The organism is Micromonospora musae, from assembly GCF_003626635.1.
GTDB classification, from domain to species: Bacteria; Actinomycetota; Actinomycetes; order Mycobacteriales; family Micromonosporaceae; genus Micromonospora; species Micromonospora musae.
Genome location: NZ_RAZT01000005.1, coordinates 235,451 through 249,704, shown reverse-complemented (window position 1 = coordinate 249,704; position 14,254 = coordinate 235,451). Strand labels below are relative to the sequence as shown.

The window sequence follows — 14,254 nt, the reverse complement described above, 5'->3', positions numbered from 1 at the left end:
GGCCCGAGAAGCCGAAACCTGGCAGATCAGGAAGAGCCCGGCAGGTCACCCGGACACATTCGCCACGAGGGCCACCAGACGCCTCGGAACATCGCCCTGTTGATCACTTTCGTGGCGATCCGGTCACCTTCACCGGCATGACCCGCCCCGGCCGGGGGTACGGGCCAGGAATGCCACTCACGCGCAGCCTCGACGCCGCCACCGTCGTGATCACTGGCGCCTCCAGCGGCATCGGCACCGCCACCGCGTACGCGCTGGCCAGGCGGGGTGCCGCGGTGGTGCTCGCGGCACGAAGCGAGGCCGCGCTGGGCCGGGTCGCGCAGCGCTGCGAGGAGCTCGGCGGCCGGCCGCTGGTCGTACCGACCGACGTCACCGACGCGGTCTCGGTCGAGCGGCTCGCCGAGCGCGCGGCGACGGGCTTCGGCCGGATCGACGCCTGGATCAACAACGCGGCGGTGGGTGCCGTCGGGCTCTTCGACGAGATCCCGGTGGCCGAGTTCCGCCGGGTGCTGGAGGTGAACCTGCTCGGCGCGGTGCACGGCATCCGGGCGGCACTGCCCCACCTCGGCGCCGCCGGGGGCGGGGTGGTGGTGAACAACGCCTCGATGCTCGCCGAGGTGGCGATGCCCTACCAGTCGGCGTACAACGCCACGAAGCACGGCCTGCGCGGCCTCGCCGACACCGTCCGTCAGGAGCTGCGGGTCACCGGACGGTCCAACATCTCGATCTGCACGGTGCTGCCGGCCACCGTCGACACCCCGTTCTTCCGGCACGCCGCGAACCACAGCGGACGCGAGGTGCTGCCGCCGCCTCCGGTCTACCCGCCGGAGATGGTGGCCGCGACGATCGTGCGCCTGCTGCGGCGGCCGCGCCGCGAGGCGTACGCCGGCAACGCGGCGCGGCTGCTCGGGCTCCAGTGGCGGCTGGCTCCGGCGCTGGCCGAGCGGACTCTCGGCTGGTACACGCACCGGACGCAGTTCGGGCCGGGCGTCCGCCTGGAGAGCTCGGGGAACGTGTTCCGGGCCGACGCCGACGGCCGGCGTGACGGCGGCTGGCACGGCCGACGCAGGCGGCTGGTCCGGATGACCGCCGCCTTCGGACTCGCGGCGGCCGGCACGGCGGTCGGCACGATCGCCGCCCGGTCCCGCCGGGCTCGGACGGAGCGCGCATGAGGCGGACCGAGCGCCCGGCGACCGTGGGGCAGGAGACGGCGAGCGGGCCCTGCCGGGTGGAGGCCGACGAGTCGTCGGCGGTGGTCCGGGTCCTCGGGCTGCTCGAACCGGCCGGCGCCCCGGCCGTACGCGAAGCGCTGCTCGCCCGGCTCAGCGAGCGTCCCGGCCCGGTGGTGGTCGACCTGACCGACCTGTGGGTGGCGGATCCGGCCACCCGTTCCGTCTTCGCCGACGTGCAGCGTGAGGTCGCCGGCTGGCCGGCGGCGGGTCTGCTGCTCTGCGATCCCGCCGCCACGGGCGACGACCCGGATCCGGCGCTGGCCGGGGTGCCGGTCCTGCCGAGCCTGGACGCGGCCCTGGCCGCGCTCGCCCGCTCGCCGATGGCCGCGGTGCTCAGCGCGGACTTCGCCCCGGTGGTCGATGCGGCTCGACAGGCTCGGGGGCTGGTCGCCGAGGGGTGCCGGCGGTGGGGTGTGCCGGCGCTCGCCGAGGCGGGCGGCATCGCGGTCACCGAGCTGGTCAACAACGTGGTGGCGCACGCCGGTACGCCGATGACGGTGCGGATCGCCCCGGCGGGCGAGGCCCTGCACCTGTCCGTACGCGACCACTCGCCGCGTCCGCCAGCCTTCGTCGGGCCGGCCGCCACGACGTCGATCGGCGGCCGGGGCCTGCTGCTGGTGGACGCCCTCGCCGACCGTTGGGGGAGCACTCCCCTGCCCGACGGCAAGCTGGTCTGGTGCGTTCTCCCCGCCGCGCCCTGACCCCTTCGGGACGGGTGGACTGCTGGGCGGTATCTGCGCTTGTGCCGCCTTTGCGGGCCGGGCCGACTGCATGACCGACGGGTCGAGTGGGTAGAGGTCCGTCATGCGCGACGACGAGTACCCGACGCCCGTGTCCGACCCGGAGGCGAACGGCCTGCCGGGGACCGCCGACGACGACTCGACCGCGAACGACGACGTGTTGACCGGTCGCGAGGCGGACGGCCCGGATCCGGCCCAGCTCCCCGGCGACCGGGACCCCGTCGCCGTGGACAGCTACGGCATCACCGCCGACGAGCAGCTCGACGGCGAGTCGCTCGACTACAAGCTCCAGCGCGAGCAGTACGAGCGCCCCACCGACGACCCGCTGGCCGGTCCCGTCGATCCCGGCATCGCGGCCGAGGCGGACAGCGAGGAGGCCGCGGCGCAGGCCCAGCTCGACGCCGACGTGATGGACGCGGGCCCGCGCTCGGACCCCGACTCGCCGGTCTCGCTCTACGACCACGGTCAGCTCGGCACGGTGGCCGACGCGGAGGTGGGGCGCATCGTCGAACCGGACGAGGGGGCGCACACCGACCAGGAGACCGACAACGTGGCGTACGACGCGGGCTCGGCCGGCGGCGGCGCGACCGCCGAGGAGCTGGCGATCCACGAGACGCAGCCACCGCACTCGGTCTGACCGGCACGGCGGCTCGGCAGCTCCGACCCCGTCCAGCGGCGCTGCGGCCGTCACACCATCCGGGGGCGCTGGTGCGCACCAGCAAACCCTGACGTACGGTGGAAAAGCCGCGAAAAACTCCGAGAGCCGCTGCCGGGACGGGCCATGACGAACGCCGATCCTCGCGTACCGCGTACCGTTGGGCCCATCGAACCTGCCCTCCTCATCGCCGAAGCCTTCGACCGGGGCCGGGTGACCGAACTGCGTCACTCGGTCACGTCCTGCGCCCAGGCCGCGGGCCTGCGCGACCAGCGACTCGACGACTTCGTGCTCGCGGTCAACGAGCTGATCACGAACGCCGTGCGGCACGGCGGCGGCCAGGGCTCGCTCCGCCTGTGGCAGCACGGCGGGACGCTGACCTGCGAGGTCGCCGATCAGGGCATCGGCATCAGCTCACAACGGCTCGACGACCGCAGCCGCCCCGCGCCCGACACCGCCGGCGGCTGGGGCCTCTGGCTCGCCCGCGAACTCAGCGACACCATCGAGATCGTCAGCGCCGAGACCGGCACGATCGTCCGGATCACCACCGCGGTCCCCGCGCAGACCTCGGCCGGTCAGCCCGACTGAGCGCGCCGGCCGGGCTCAACCGAAGAGAGCGCTGACCGACTCGCCGTTGTGGATCCGCCGCATCGCCTCGGCCAGCGCCGGCGCGACCGAGAGCACCTCGAGCTTCGGGCCCCGCTTCTCGGCCGGAATCGGCACGGTGTTGGTGCAGACGATCTCCAACACCCCGGGCTGCTCGCTCAGCCGACCCAACGCACCGCCCGAGAAGAGGCCGTGCGTGCAGGCGAGCCGGATCGACTGGACATCCCGCTCCCGCAGGTGGTCCATCAACTCGATCATCGTGCTGCCCTTGGCGATCTCGTCGTCCAGCACGATCACGTCCCGGCCCGACACGTCACCGATCACCGCGCTGATGGTGACCCGATCGTCGCTGAACCGCTGCTTCGCGCCCGCCGCGACCGGCGTACCGAGCATCCGGGCGAAGGCCGCCGCCTGCTTGGCGTTGCCCAGGTCGGGCGAGACGACCACGGTGTTGCTCAGGTCGTAGCGCTTGAAGTGGCCGGCCAGCTCGCGCAGCGCGTGCAGGTGGTCGACCGGGACGCTGAAGAATCCGTGCACCTGCGGCGAGTGCAGCGTCATCGCCAGCACCCGGTCGGCCCCGGCGGACGTGAGCAGGTCGGCGACGAGCCGAGCGCCGATCGAGATGCGCGGGGCGTCCTTCTTGTCCGACCGGGCGTACGCGTAGTGCGGCAGCACCACGGTGATCCGGCCGGCCGAGGCGCCCCGGGCCGCGTCGATCATCAGCAGCAGCTCGACCAGGTGCTCCTGCACCGGAGGCACCAGCGGTTGGATCAGGAAGACGTCCCGCTCCCGGCAGTTGGCCTGCAACTGCACCTCGAGACAGTCGTTGGCGAACCGGGACACCCGCACCGGGCGAAGCGGCACACCCAGCTGGTCGCAGATCTCGGCGGCGAGTTCCGGATGGGCAGATCCGCTGAAGACGGCGATGTCGCGCACGTTTGCAGATCGTACGGCCGGACGCGGGACGCGCCGCGCGCCGGGCCGTACGGCTCGGCGGCGAAACACGACGGACGCCGATCGGAGCGGTCGGCACGACCGCGCCGGTGCGGGTACGGTGCTGCCGTGACCGGAGAGTACGTCGCCGCCATCGATCAGGGCACCACCTCTTCGAGGTGCATCGTCTTCGACCGGGCGGGGGAGATCGTCTCCGTGGCGCAGCGGGAGCACCGGCAGATCTTCCCCCGCCCCGGCTGGGTCGAGCACGACGCCGAGGAGATCTGGGCGAACGTCGAGCACGTGGTGCGCGAGGCGCTGCGGGCGGCCGGCACCGACGCCGCCGGTCTCGCCGCCGTCGGCATCACCAACCAGCGGGAGACCACAGTGGTCTGGGACCGGGCGACCGGCCGCCCGGTGGCGAACGCGATCGTCTGGCAGGACACCCGGACCGGGGAGCTGCTGCGCGAGCTCGACCAGGCGTACGGCGAGCAGCGGTTCCGGGAACGCACCGGGCTGCCGCTGGCGACCTACTTCGCCGGGCCGAAGCTGCGCTGGCTGCTGGAGAACGTCGACGGGCTGCGGGCCCGCGCCGAGGCCGGCGAGGTGCTCTTCGGCACCATGGACAGCTGGCTGATCTGGAAGTTGACCGGCCGGCACGTCACCGACGTGACCAACGCGAGCCGCACCATGCTGATGAACCTCGCCACCCTCCAGTGGGATCCGGAACTGCTCGACGCGATGGGCGTACCGGCCGCGATGCTGCCGGAGATCCGCAGCTCCGCCGAGGTCTACGCGACGGCGACCGGGGTGCTCGCCGGGGTGCCGGTGGCCAGCGCCCTCGGCGACCAGCAGGCCGCGCTCTTCGGGCAGGCCTGCTTCCAGCCGGGAGAGGCGAAGTGCACGTACGGCACCGGCAGTTTCCTGCTGCTCAACACGGGCACGAGCGCGGTCACCTCGGCGCACGGCCTGCTCACCACCGTCGCCTACCGGATCGCGGAAGAGCCGCCCGCGTACGCCCTGGAGGGGGCCATCGCGGTGACCGGCGCCCTGGTCCAGTGGCTACGGGACAACCTGGGCCTCATCTCCACCGCGCCCGAGGTCGAGGAGCTGGCCGGCACGGTCGAGGACAACGGCGGCTGCTACGTGGTGCCGGCCTTCTCCGGGCTCTTCGCCCCGCACTGGCGCAGCGACGCGCGCGGAGTCATCGCCGGGCTCACCGGCTACATCACCAAGGGGCACCTGGCCCGAGCGGTGCTGGAGGCGTCGGCCTGGCAGACCCGCGAGGTGGTCGACGCGATGAACGCCGACTCGGACGTCGCGCTGCGACGGCTCCGGGTGGACGGTGGCATGACGGCCAACGGGCTGCTCATGCAGTTCCTCGCCGACGTGCTCGACGTCCCGGTGGTCCGCTCCCGGATCACCGAGACCACCTGCCTCGGCGCCGCGTACGCGGCCGGCCTGGCGGTCGGCTTCTGGCCCGACCTGGCCACGCTGCGCTCCCACTGGCGCTCGGACGCCGAGTGGGCGCCGCGGATGGACCCGGCGCATCGCGACCGTGAGCTGCGCAACTGGCGCAAGGCCGTGCAGCGGACCCTGGACTGGGTCGACTGACGCTCCCGGGCACCACGTCCGGCGGCGCGCGCGAGACGGCCGCCCCGGCGCCGGCCGGCACTTTCACCATCTGACGCGGCCGTCACCGTCACGAAGGGACCGGTACTCTTCGAGCCGGACGCCCACGGGCGTTCCGGTCCGTCCCTTCCACGACCGAGCGGGGCCATCGTGCGCGTGCTGACAGTCTCCCCAGATCGACCCGGCGCCTGTCCGACCATTTCGGACGCGCTCGAGATCGCCTCGGACGGCGCGGTGGTCTCGATCGAGGCCGGCGTCTACCGCGAGGCCCTGCACCTCGCCGGTCGGCGGATCACCCTGTCGGCCGCGGGCGAGGCCGGTTCGGTCACGATCGACGGCGAGGGGGCCGGCCGGCCGACGATCGGTTGCGCCGGCGGCGAGGTCGTCCTCCAGGGCCTGGTCGTGAAGGGCGCCGATCACCCCGCCGTCCAGGCGGCCGGCGGCCGGCTACGGATGGAGAAGTGCACGGTCGCCGCGGGCTACGCCGCGGCGGTGTCGGTCACCGACGGCGCGCGGCTGGACGCCGTCGAGGTGACGGTCACCGGCGGGCAGCACGGCATGGTCATCTCCGACGCCGGCGGCACGATCGAGCAGTGCGAGATCCGGGACGTCGCCGAGGACGGCATCATCGTCCGGCTCGGCGCCGATCCGACGATCCGCAACTGCACCGTGGTCAACAGCGGCTTCCGCGGCATGTACGTCTACCAGGCCGCCCGCCCCACCATCGAACGCTGCGACATCTCGGCCACCGGTGACGCGGGCATCGTGGTCGCGCTGCAGAGCGGCCCGACCATCGTGGACTGCTGGGTGCACGACACCCCCGGCGTCGGCATCGACGTGGGCCGGGGCTGCGCCGGGGTGGTGGAGGGCTGCCGGACCGAGCAGACCGCCCGGCCGGGCATCCGGATCGCCGAGGGCGCGACCACGGTGCTCCGCGAGGGCGAGGCGGGCGGCGGGCGGCCGAAGGCCGGCGTCAGCTCGGGCAGCTCCGTCGGGCAGGACGAACAGAAGGTCGACGAACTCCTCGGTGAGCTCGACTCGATGATCGGCCTGGAGGGGGTGAAGGCGGAGGTCCGCTCGCTGATCGACGAGATCCAGGTCAACGAGTGGCGGCGCAACGCCGGCCTGTCGGTCGGCGCGGTCAGCCATCACCTGATCTTCACCGGCGCCCCGGGCACCGGTAAGACGACAGTGGCCCGCCTGTACGGACAGCTGCTCAAGGCCCTCGGGGTGCTGCCGAACGGCCAGTTCCGCGAGGTCGCCCGCCGCGACCTGGTCGGGCAGTACATCGGCCACACCGCGGAGAAGACCTCCTCGGTGTTCAACGAGGCGCTGGGCGGCGTGCTCTTCATCGACGAGGCGTACACCCTCTCCCGGGCCGGGAGCACGGGTGGCGACTTCGGTCAGGAGGCGATCGACACCCTGGTCAAGCTCATGGAGGACCACCGGGACCAGGTCGCCGTCATCGTGGCCGGTTACACCAACGAGATGGCTGCCTTCCTGGACGCGAACTCGGGTCTGGCCTCCCGGTTCGCCAAGACGCTGGAGTTCGAGAACTACAGCCCGGAACAGCTGGTCGAGATCGTCGGGCGGATCGCCCGCAACGACGACTACGTGCTGCTCGACGGCCTGACCGACGGGCTGCTGGAGTGGTTCGGCCAGATCGACCGGGACCAGAACTTCGGCAACGCGCGCGAGGCTCGCAAGCTGATCGAGGGGATGCGCAAGGCCCAGTCCGGGCGGCTGCGTGCGCTGGGCCGGATGCCGAGCCGGGACGACCTGCGCACCCTGGTGCTGGAGGACCTGCTCGTCGCCACCCGCTGACCTGGGGTCCCGATCCGACGGCTGCCCTCCCTGCCAGGCCACCGCGCCGGCGGCGGGCCCGGTCGCCGCCATCGGGGTACGGCTCGACGGGCCGCGGCGACCGGATGGTCGACAACGACCGGTCGGCGTCGAACGCCTACCGGGAGGGCGCGGGAGACGATGCGCGTACGGTCTTCAGTGTCCGGTGGCCCACGGGTCCCGGGCGAGGCACCGAAGTTCCTATGATGAGCGGAGCCCGAGTGCCGACCACACAAGTCAATGCGTCTGGAGGTAGCAGCCGGAGATGACCGGAGCACCGCGACCAGCACGCCCCGACACACGACCCGACGGCTCCGCCGAAGCCCCGCGACTTCGAGCCCGCCGCCGCCCGGGCCGGGTCGGCGAGGTGCACGTACTGCAACTGTTCGTTCTCGAGGCGGTCGTGCTGGGCGTCCTGGCCAGCGGCCTGATCGGGATGCCGGCGCTGATCGGCACCGCCGTGCTCGGGGTCCTCGTGCTGTCGGTGACCTTCCTCCGCTCCCAGGGGCGCTGGTGGCTGGAGCGCCAGGTGATGGCCCGCCAGCACCGACGCCGTGGGCTCACCGGGGCGCCGGTCACCGCCGATGCACGCCTCGGGATCCTGCATCGCCTCACCCCCAGCCTGTCGGCGGAGAACGTGGCGATGTCCGACGGCAGCGTGATCGGGGTGGCCCGCGACGACGCCGGCTGGTTCGCCGTGGCCGCCGTCGTCCCGCCGGAGTCCGGCGCCGGGCCGGCCCCCGGCCTGCCGCTGGACCTGCTGGCCGCCGCGCTCAGCGAGGCCGGCCAGCAGGGTGCCGTGCTCCAGGTGGTGACCAGCACGGTGCCCTCGAACAGCGCGGAGGCGGCCCACGCGACCGTGGCGAAGGAGTCCTACCGCCGCCTGCTGGCCGGTCTGGACAGCCCGGTCGTACCGGCGGAGCGGACGACCTGGGTCACGGTCCGGCTGGACGCGCGCGCCCTCGCCGAGGCGCTCTCGGACTACGCGGTCGACCTGAGCCTCGCCCCCTCCGTGGTGGCGGCGCTGGCCCGCCGGGTCGGCAAGTCGCTGCGCCGGGTCGGGGTCGTCCACCGGCTGCTGGACGCCGAGGCGCTGGTCGCGGCCCTCGCCCAGTCCTGCGGGTTCACCCCGGAGACCCACGCGGGTGCCGAGCAGGTCCGCGAGGAGTGGTCCGCCTGGCACTACGGCCAGCTCGCGCACCGCTGCTACTGGATCCGCCAATGGCCGCCGGTCGACCGGGCCGCGGCGATGTTCGGCTGGCTGGACACCATTCCCACGTCGATGGTGACGGTCTCGTTGACCCTCACCGCGAACGGCGCGGACGAAGACTTCGGCCTGCGCGGGCTGGTCCGGTTGACCGGCCCGGCGCAGGCGCTCGCCCAGCTCTCCGGCGCGGTCGCCGACGGGGTGGGCAAGGCGGGTGGGGAGCTCTTCCCGCTCGACGGCGAGCACGGCCCGGCGGTCTACGCGTCGGCGCCGACGGGAGGTGGCGCGGGATGAGCCGATCCGGAGACCAGGGGCGCGCGGCGGTACCCGGGAACTTCGCCGGGTCGCCGGGCAACTCCGGGTACCCGGGTGCCGCCGCGGCGGCCGCCCCGCCGTCGACCGCCACCCAACCGGCCCCCGCGCCGGCCGAGAACGCGGCCGTGGTCGCGGCGCCGTCGGCCGGCGCCGAGGCCGGTGCCACGGCCACCGCCACCGCCCTGGCGACGGCCCGCGGCGACCGGCTCGCCCGCGCCGTGGCCAGCCCGCTCGCCGCCGGATACGGAGATCCGGGCCGGCCTACCGACCCGCCGGCCCATCCGTTCGAGGCCGAGCCGGGGACGGCGCGGCGTGGACCCGCCGGTCGGATGCCCCGCCTGCGGATCGGTAGCCACAGCGTCTCCTCGACGGCCCTGACCCGGCTCAGTCCGGCCCGCTACTCCGCCGGTCTCGTGCTGGGGGCCGACCGTCGACGGACACCGGTGACCGTCCGGATGTTCCGCCCCGAGCCCGGGCGGATCGCCCTGGTCGGTGGGGTCTGGGCGGGGCAGCTCCTCGCCTTCCGCGCGTTGGCGCTGGGGGCACGGGTCACCGTGGTGACCGCCGAACCGGCGGTGTGGAACGGCCTCGGTCCTGCCGCGTTGGGGCGGGTCGACGACCGGGTGGAGATCCGTACCGAGCCGGGTGCGGTCCGGCCGGCCACCGCCCAACGCCCGACGCTGCTCATCCACGACGTGCCGCCGGCCGCTTTGAACACCGCGCTGCCGGAGCAGCCGTGGCAGACCCGGCTCACCATCGTGCGGCGACTCGAACCGGCCGCCTGGCCGACGCTCAAGCAGAGCGGGCTCTGTCTGCTGCAGCGACTGGGGGCGGCCGAGTCCTCACTGGCCCAGCACGCCCTGCGGCTGCCGCAGGACAGCGCCCGGTTCCTCCAGGTGATGGCCGACGACATGCTGACCATGGTCGGTACCGACGGTGACCGCCACCTGTGGCTGCACCAGACCGACCTGGAGCGCCAGGTGCTGGGGCCGCCGCGCCGTTGACCGTGCTGGACCGGGCCGGCACCGCCGGCCCGGTCCACCCGGTTTCACTGGTTGGGCGGCAGCCAGGGCAGCTGAACCAGTTGGGCGCCGCCCCGGCGGGTGAAGAGCCAGCCCCGGCCGGCGGGGAGCCGCTGCGGCTTCATGTTGCCGAACAACGCACCCTCCTCGCGCGGGCCGGACATCATGATCGCCGGTGAGGCCAGCTCCCTGATCCGGCCGATGACCGGGTCGAACATGGCCCGACCCGCGCCACCGATCCGGCGGGTGAGGATCAGGTGCAGGCCGATGTCCCGCGCCTGGGGCAGGAACTCCAGCAGCGGCCCGAGCGGGTTGACCGACGCACCGGCCACCAGGTCGTAGTCGTCGATCAGCAGGTACAGCTCCGGCCCCTTCCACCAGGAGCGGTTGCGCAGCTGCTCCTGGGTCACGTCGCGGCCGGGGAGCCGTTCCTTCATCACCGTCACCACCTGCTTCACCAGGTCGGTGGTGACCTGCTGGGAGGTGCCGTAGCCGATCAGGTGCTCGCTCTCCACCGCGCCCAGCAGGCTGCGCCGGAAGTCCACCAGAATGATCCGCGCCTGCGCCGCGTCGTTGCCCGTCACGATGCTGCGGGCCAACGTGCGCAGGAAGGTGCTCTTGCCGGCCTCGACGTCACCGAAGAGCAGCAGGTGCGGCTCGGCGGTGAAGTCCAGGGTGACCGGCTGCAGGTTGGTCTCGGCGATGCCGACCGGGATCAGGCCACCCTGCGCGGCGGGCAGCGAGTCGTACGGCAGCTCGGCCGGGAGCAGCCGCACCGGCGGGGCGCCGGCCGCCGTCCAGTTCTGCTGGACCTGCTTCACCAGGGCGCCGAGGGCGTCCGCCAGGTCGTCGGTCTCCGGCCGACCGTCCACCCGCGGCAGGCCGGCGAGGAAGTGCAGGCCGTCCGGGGTGAGGCCATGACCGCTCTGCTCGGGCACGTTGACCGCGGCCCGGCGGTTGATGACCGAGTCGGCCGGCTCGCCGAGCCGCAGCTCCACCTTGGTGCCGAACATGTCGCGCACCGCCGGCCGGACGTCCATCCACCGGTTCGTCGCGGCGAGGATGTGGATGCCGTAGCCGAGACCCCGGTTGGTCAGCTCGGTGACCAGGGGCTCCAGGTCCTCGAAGTCGGCGCGCAGCGTGGACCAGCCGTCCACCACCAGGAAGACGTCGCCGAACGGGTCCTGCCGGAACCGCCCCTCGCGGCGGGCCCGGCGGTAGCCCGCCGCACCCTCGATGCCCTCCGTGGCGAACATCGCGTCCCGGGCCTGCATCAGGCCGTGCAACTCGGCGATGGTGCGGCGGACCTTGTCCACCTCACGCTTGTTGGCCACGCCACCGACGTGGGGCAGGCCGCTCAGCGCGGCGAGCGTGCCGCCGCCGAAGTCGAGGCAGTAGAACTGGGCCTCGCGCGGCGTGTGGGTGAGCGCGAGGCTGGCCACGAGCGTACGCAGCACGTTGCTCTTGCCGGTCTGCTGGGCGCCCACCACCATCACGTTGCCGGCCGCCCCGGACAGGTCGATCCAGAACGGGTCGCGGCTCTGCTCCAGCGGCTTGTCCACGATGCCCGCGACGCCCTGCAGCGCGTTGTGCCGCTCCTCCGCGGCGGCCGCGAAGCCCCGCTGCGGGATCGGCACGATCGAACCGAGCAGCTGGTCGAGGGTGGGCGGCTCGTCCAGCGGCGGAAGCCACACCTGGTGGGCGGCGGCGCCCCGCCCCTCCATCCGCTCGATCAGGACGTCGAGCAGGCTCTCCCCGACGACCTCCTCGTTCGAGGTCTCCGGCGTCTCGTCCGGCTCCTCGTCGGTTGCCACCGGAACGTAGTCGGTGCTGTAGTCGCGTACCGGGTCGATCTGCCGGCCACCGACGGTCGGTACGCCGCTGAAGTGCCGCACCGCGCCGGAGACGTACGCGGCCTTGAACCGGATCAGGCCCTCGGTTCCCGCCTTCAGGTAACCGTGTCCGGGCGAGCGGGGCAGCTCGTACGCGTCGGCCACCCCGAGCACCGCGCGGCTCTCCATGGAGGAGAAGGTCCGCAGGCCCAGTCGGTAGGAGAGGTGCGTCTCCAGCCCCCGCAGCCGCCCCTCCTCCAGCCGTTGCGAGGCGAGCAGCAGGTGCATGCCGAGTGACCGGCCGACGCGGCCGATCTGCACGAACATGTCGATGAAGTCGGGGCGGGCGCTGAGCAGCTCGCTGAACTCGTCGACCACGAGGAGCAGGCTCGGCAGCGGGGCGAGCGGCACCCCGGCCGCCCGGGCCCGCTCGTAGTCCCGCTGCGAGGCGTAGTTGCCGGCCCGGCGCAGCAGCTCCTGCCGGCGGGTGATCTCACCCTGGATGGCGCCGAGCATCCGGTCCACCAGGAAGAGTTCCTCGGAGAGGTTGGTGATGACCGCGCTGGTGTGCGGCAGCCGGTCCATCGCCGCGAACGTGGCGCCACCCTTGAAGTCGACGAGCACCAGGTTGAGGATCTCCGGGCTGTGCGTCACCGCCAGGGCGAGCACCAGCGTACGGAGCAGCTCGCTCTTGCCGGAGCCGGTGGCGCCGACCAGCAGGCCGTGCGGGCCCATGCCCTCCTGAGCGGATTCCTTGAGATCCAGCTCGATGGGGCGCCCGCTCTCGTTGACGCCGATCGGCACCCGGAGCCGGTTGCGGGTGGGGCGGCTCGCCCAGCTCTCGGTGAGGTCCAGCTCGTACGGGTCACCGAGGCCGAGCAGCTCGGCGAGGCCCAGGTCGACGTTGACCGCCGGCTGGTCCTGGTAGGAGACCGCGGAGAGGCGCAGCGGGGCCAGCTCGCGGGCGAGCACCTCGATCCGGTCCCGCTCCAGGCGGTCGGCCTGGCCGACCCGCGTGCTGCCGTCCGCCGTGGCGCCGGAGACGCTGCCGTCCGGGGCCACCTCCAGCACCACCGAGGTCTCGTCGAGCAGGCGGGGCGGCCGGCTGGTGAGGTCCAGGACGGTCACCCCGGCCAGGCCGCCCTCGGTCATCAGGTGGTCGGCGCCACCGACATGTCCGCCGTCGATCACCACCAGCACGTACGGCATCGCCGACTGGGTCACGGCGGGGTCGAAGCGGGGCCGGTTGGCCAACACGTCGACGAGCATCGCCTCCAGTGCCACCACGGTCGGCGCGAAGAGCCGGATCGGCCCGACGGCGTCGAGCTTGTCCGGGTGCTGGGCGTGCGGCAACCACTTGGCCCACTCCCACTCGGCCCGCTTCTCCTCGGCGACGCAGAACGCGACGAGCAGGTCCTCGGGGGCGTGGAAGGACGTCATCTGGGCCAGCATCGCGCGGACCAGGTTCGGCACGGCGTCCCCCTCGCCGCGCAGGTAGACGTGCGAGAAGTCGCGCAGCGCGATCGCCACCGGCAGGTCCGGGACCACCGAGTAGGTCGAGACGAAGCGACGCAGCGCCAGCGCGCAGAGCGGCTCCAGCTCGTCCACCGGGCGGGACTGCGGCGGCACCAGGGGGGTCGCCACCTCCTGCGGCCCCAGCGCGATCCGCACCACGCCGAAGTCGGCGTCGCCGCGGCGTCGCTCCCACAGCCGCCCGCTGGTCACCGTGGACCAGAGCGCGTCCGGGTCCGGGTGCCGGTAGTGCAGGGCTTCCCGCTGCTGGCGGATGGTGGCCCGTACCTGCGCCCGGAGCTGGGCGAGTCGCCGCATGTACTGCCGGCGGGACTCGATCATCTCCTTCTTGCCCGGGCCGGACTGGTTCACCACCATCACGGCGATCATGCCGAGGATGGAGACGCCGTACATTCCACCGACCACATAGGTCATGACCCCGCCGCGCTGCATGCCCATCATCAGGCCCATCGCGGCGGCGCCCGCCGCCATCGGCAGGATCATCAGCATGCGGGTCCAGCCGCGGCCACCCGCGGGGGGCACCTCGGGCGGAGGATCGAGCAACACCTCACCGGTCGGCAACATGGGCGCCGGCCGACGGGGCGGCCGTTTGACGACCACCAACGACGACATCTGCCAGTCCCTCCCACCACATTGGCCGACAGCGGCGCCAATCCTATCGACCGTTCGTCACGCGCAGGGACCGCCGCCCGCCGACGGACGGAC

General features: G+C 73.2%; 10 protein-coding genes. 8 read left to right on the top strand and 2 right to left on the bottom strand.

What is annotated here, in order from left to right; genetic code table 11:
- The first annotated feature begins 170 nt into the window (after positions 1-170).
- The 4 genes from D7044_RS11890 to D7044_RS11875 all read left to right on the top strand — a co-directional run bounded on the left by D7044_RS11890 (position 171) and on the right by D7044_RS11875 (position 3,215).
- Positions 171-1,172, top strand: a complete 1,002-nt coding sequence (locus D7044_RS11890; RefSeq protein WP_120679296.1) for an SDR family oxidoreductase — start codon at positions 171-173, stop codon at positions 1,170-1,172.
- Positions 1,169-1,933, top strand: a complete 765-nt coding sequence (locus tag D7044_RS11885; protein WP_120688863.1) for an ATP-binding protein — start codon at positions 1,169-1,171, stop codon at positions 1,931-1,933. Before D7044_RS11890 ends, D7044_RS11885 begins: the two co-directional genes overlap by 4 nt.
- Positions 1,934-2,036: 103 nt before the next feature.
- Positions 2,037-2,609: a DUF5709 domain-containing protein gene (locus D7044_RS11880; RefSeq protein WP_120679292.1), complete on the top strand. Its 573-nt coding sequence runs from the start codon at positions 2,037-2,039 to the stop codon at positions 2,607-2,609.
- 144 nt (positions 2,610-2,753) lie between these two features.
- Positions 2,754-3,215, top strand: coding sequence for an ATP-binding protein (locus tag D7044_RS11875; protein WP_120688862.1), 462 nt, complete (start codon positions 2,754-2,756; stop codon positions 3,213-3,215).
- A 15-nt stretch (positions 3,216-3,230) separates the two neighbouring features.
- On the opposite strand, the gene D7044_RS11870 is transcribed toward D7044_RS11875, so the two are convergent.
- Positions 3,231-4,169: a ribose-phosphate diphosphokinase gene (locus D7044_RS11870; RefSeq protein ID WP_120679858.1), complete on the bottom strand. Its 939-nt coding sequence runs from the start codon at positions 4,167-4,169 to the stop codon at positions 3,231-3,233.
- A gap of 126 nt (positions 4,170-4,295) precedes the next feature.
- On the opposite strand from D7044_RS11870, the gene glpK reads away from it, so the two are divergent.
- From glpK to D7044_RS11850, 4 genes are all read left to right on the top strand, one after another.
- Positions 4,296-5,780, top strand: coding sequence for a glycerol kinase GlpK (glpK, locus tag D7044_RS11865; protein ID WP_199716583.1), 1,485 nt, complete (start codon positions 4,296-4,298; stop codon positions 5,778-5,780).
- A gap of 165 nt (positions 5,781-5,945) precedes the next feature.
- The gene (locus tag D7044_RS11860) at positions 5,946-7,622 is read left to right on the top strand and encodes a right-handed parallel beta-helix repeat-containing protein (RefSeq protein WP_120679287.1); all 1,677 of its coding nucleotides are present in this window, start codon (positions 5,946-5,948) and stop codon (positions 7,620-7,622) included.
- Between the two features lie 385 nt (positions 7,623-8,007).
- Positions 8,008-9,141 carry a type VII secretion protein EccE gene (locus tag D7044_RS11855; protein WP_120679285.1) on the top strand — a complete coding sequence of 378 codons (1,134 nt, stop codon included), beginning with the start codon at positions 8,008-8,010 and terminating at the stop codon, positions 9,139-9,141.
- Positions 9,138-10,166, top strand: coding sequence for a polysaccharide deacetylase family protein (locus tag D7044_RS11850; RefSeq protein WP_120688861.1), 1,029 nt, complete (start codon positions 9,138-9,140; stop codon positions 10,164-10,166). Before D7044_RS11855 ends, D7044_RS11850 begins: the two co-directional genes overlap by 4 nt.
- Positions 10,167-10,210: 44 nt before the next feature.
- On the opposite strand, the gene eccCa is transcribed toward D7044_RS11850, so the two are convergent.
- Positions 10,211-14,161, bottom strand: a complete 3,951-nt coding sequence (gene eccCa / locus D7044_RS11845; RefSeq protein ID WP_120688860.1) for a type VII secretion protein EccCa — start codon at positions 14,159-14,161, stop codon at positions 10,211-10,213.
- Positions 14,162-14,254: the final 93 nt, after the last annotated feature.

Coding starts and splice junctions, on each gene's coding strand:
- D7044_RS11890 (WP_120679296.1), top strand. CDS start 171: ATGCCACTCACGCGCAGCCTCGACGCCGCCACCGTCGTGATCACTGGC.
- D7044_RS11885 (WP_120688863.1), top strand. CDS start 1,169: ATGAGGCGGACCGAGCGCCCGGCGACCGTGGGGCAGGAGACGGCGAGC.
- D7044_RS11880 (WP_120679292.1), top strand. CDS start 2,037: ATGCGCGACGACGAGTACCCGACGCCCGTGTCCGACCCGGAGGCGAAC.
- D7044_RS11875 (WP_120688862.1), top strand. CDS start 2,754: ATGACGAACGCCGATCCTCGCGTACCGCGTACCGTTGGGCCCATCGAA.
- D7044_RS11850 (WP_120688861.1), top strand. CDS start 9,138: ATGAGCCGATCCGGAGACCAGGGGCGCGCGGCGGTACCCGGGAACTTC.
- eccCa (WP_120688860.1), bottom strand. CDS start 14,161: ATGTCGTCGTTGGTGGTCGTCAAACGGCCGCCCCGTCGGCCGGCGCCC.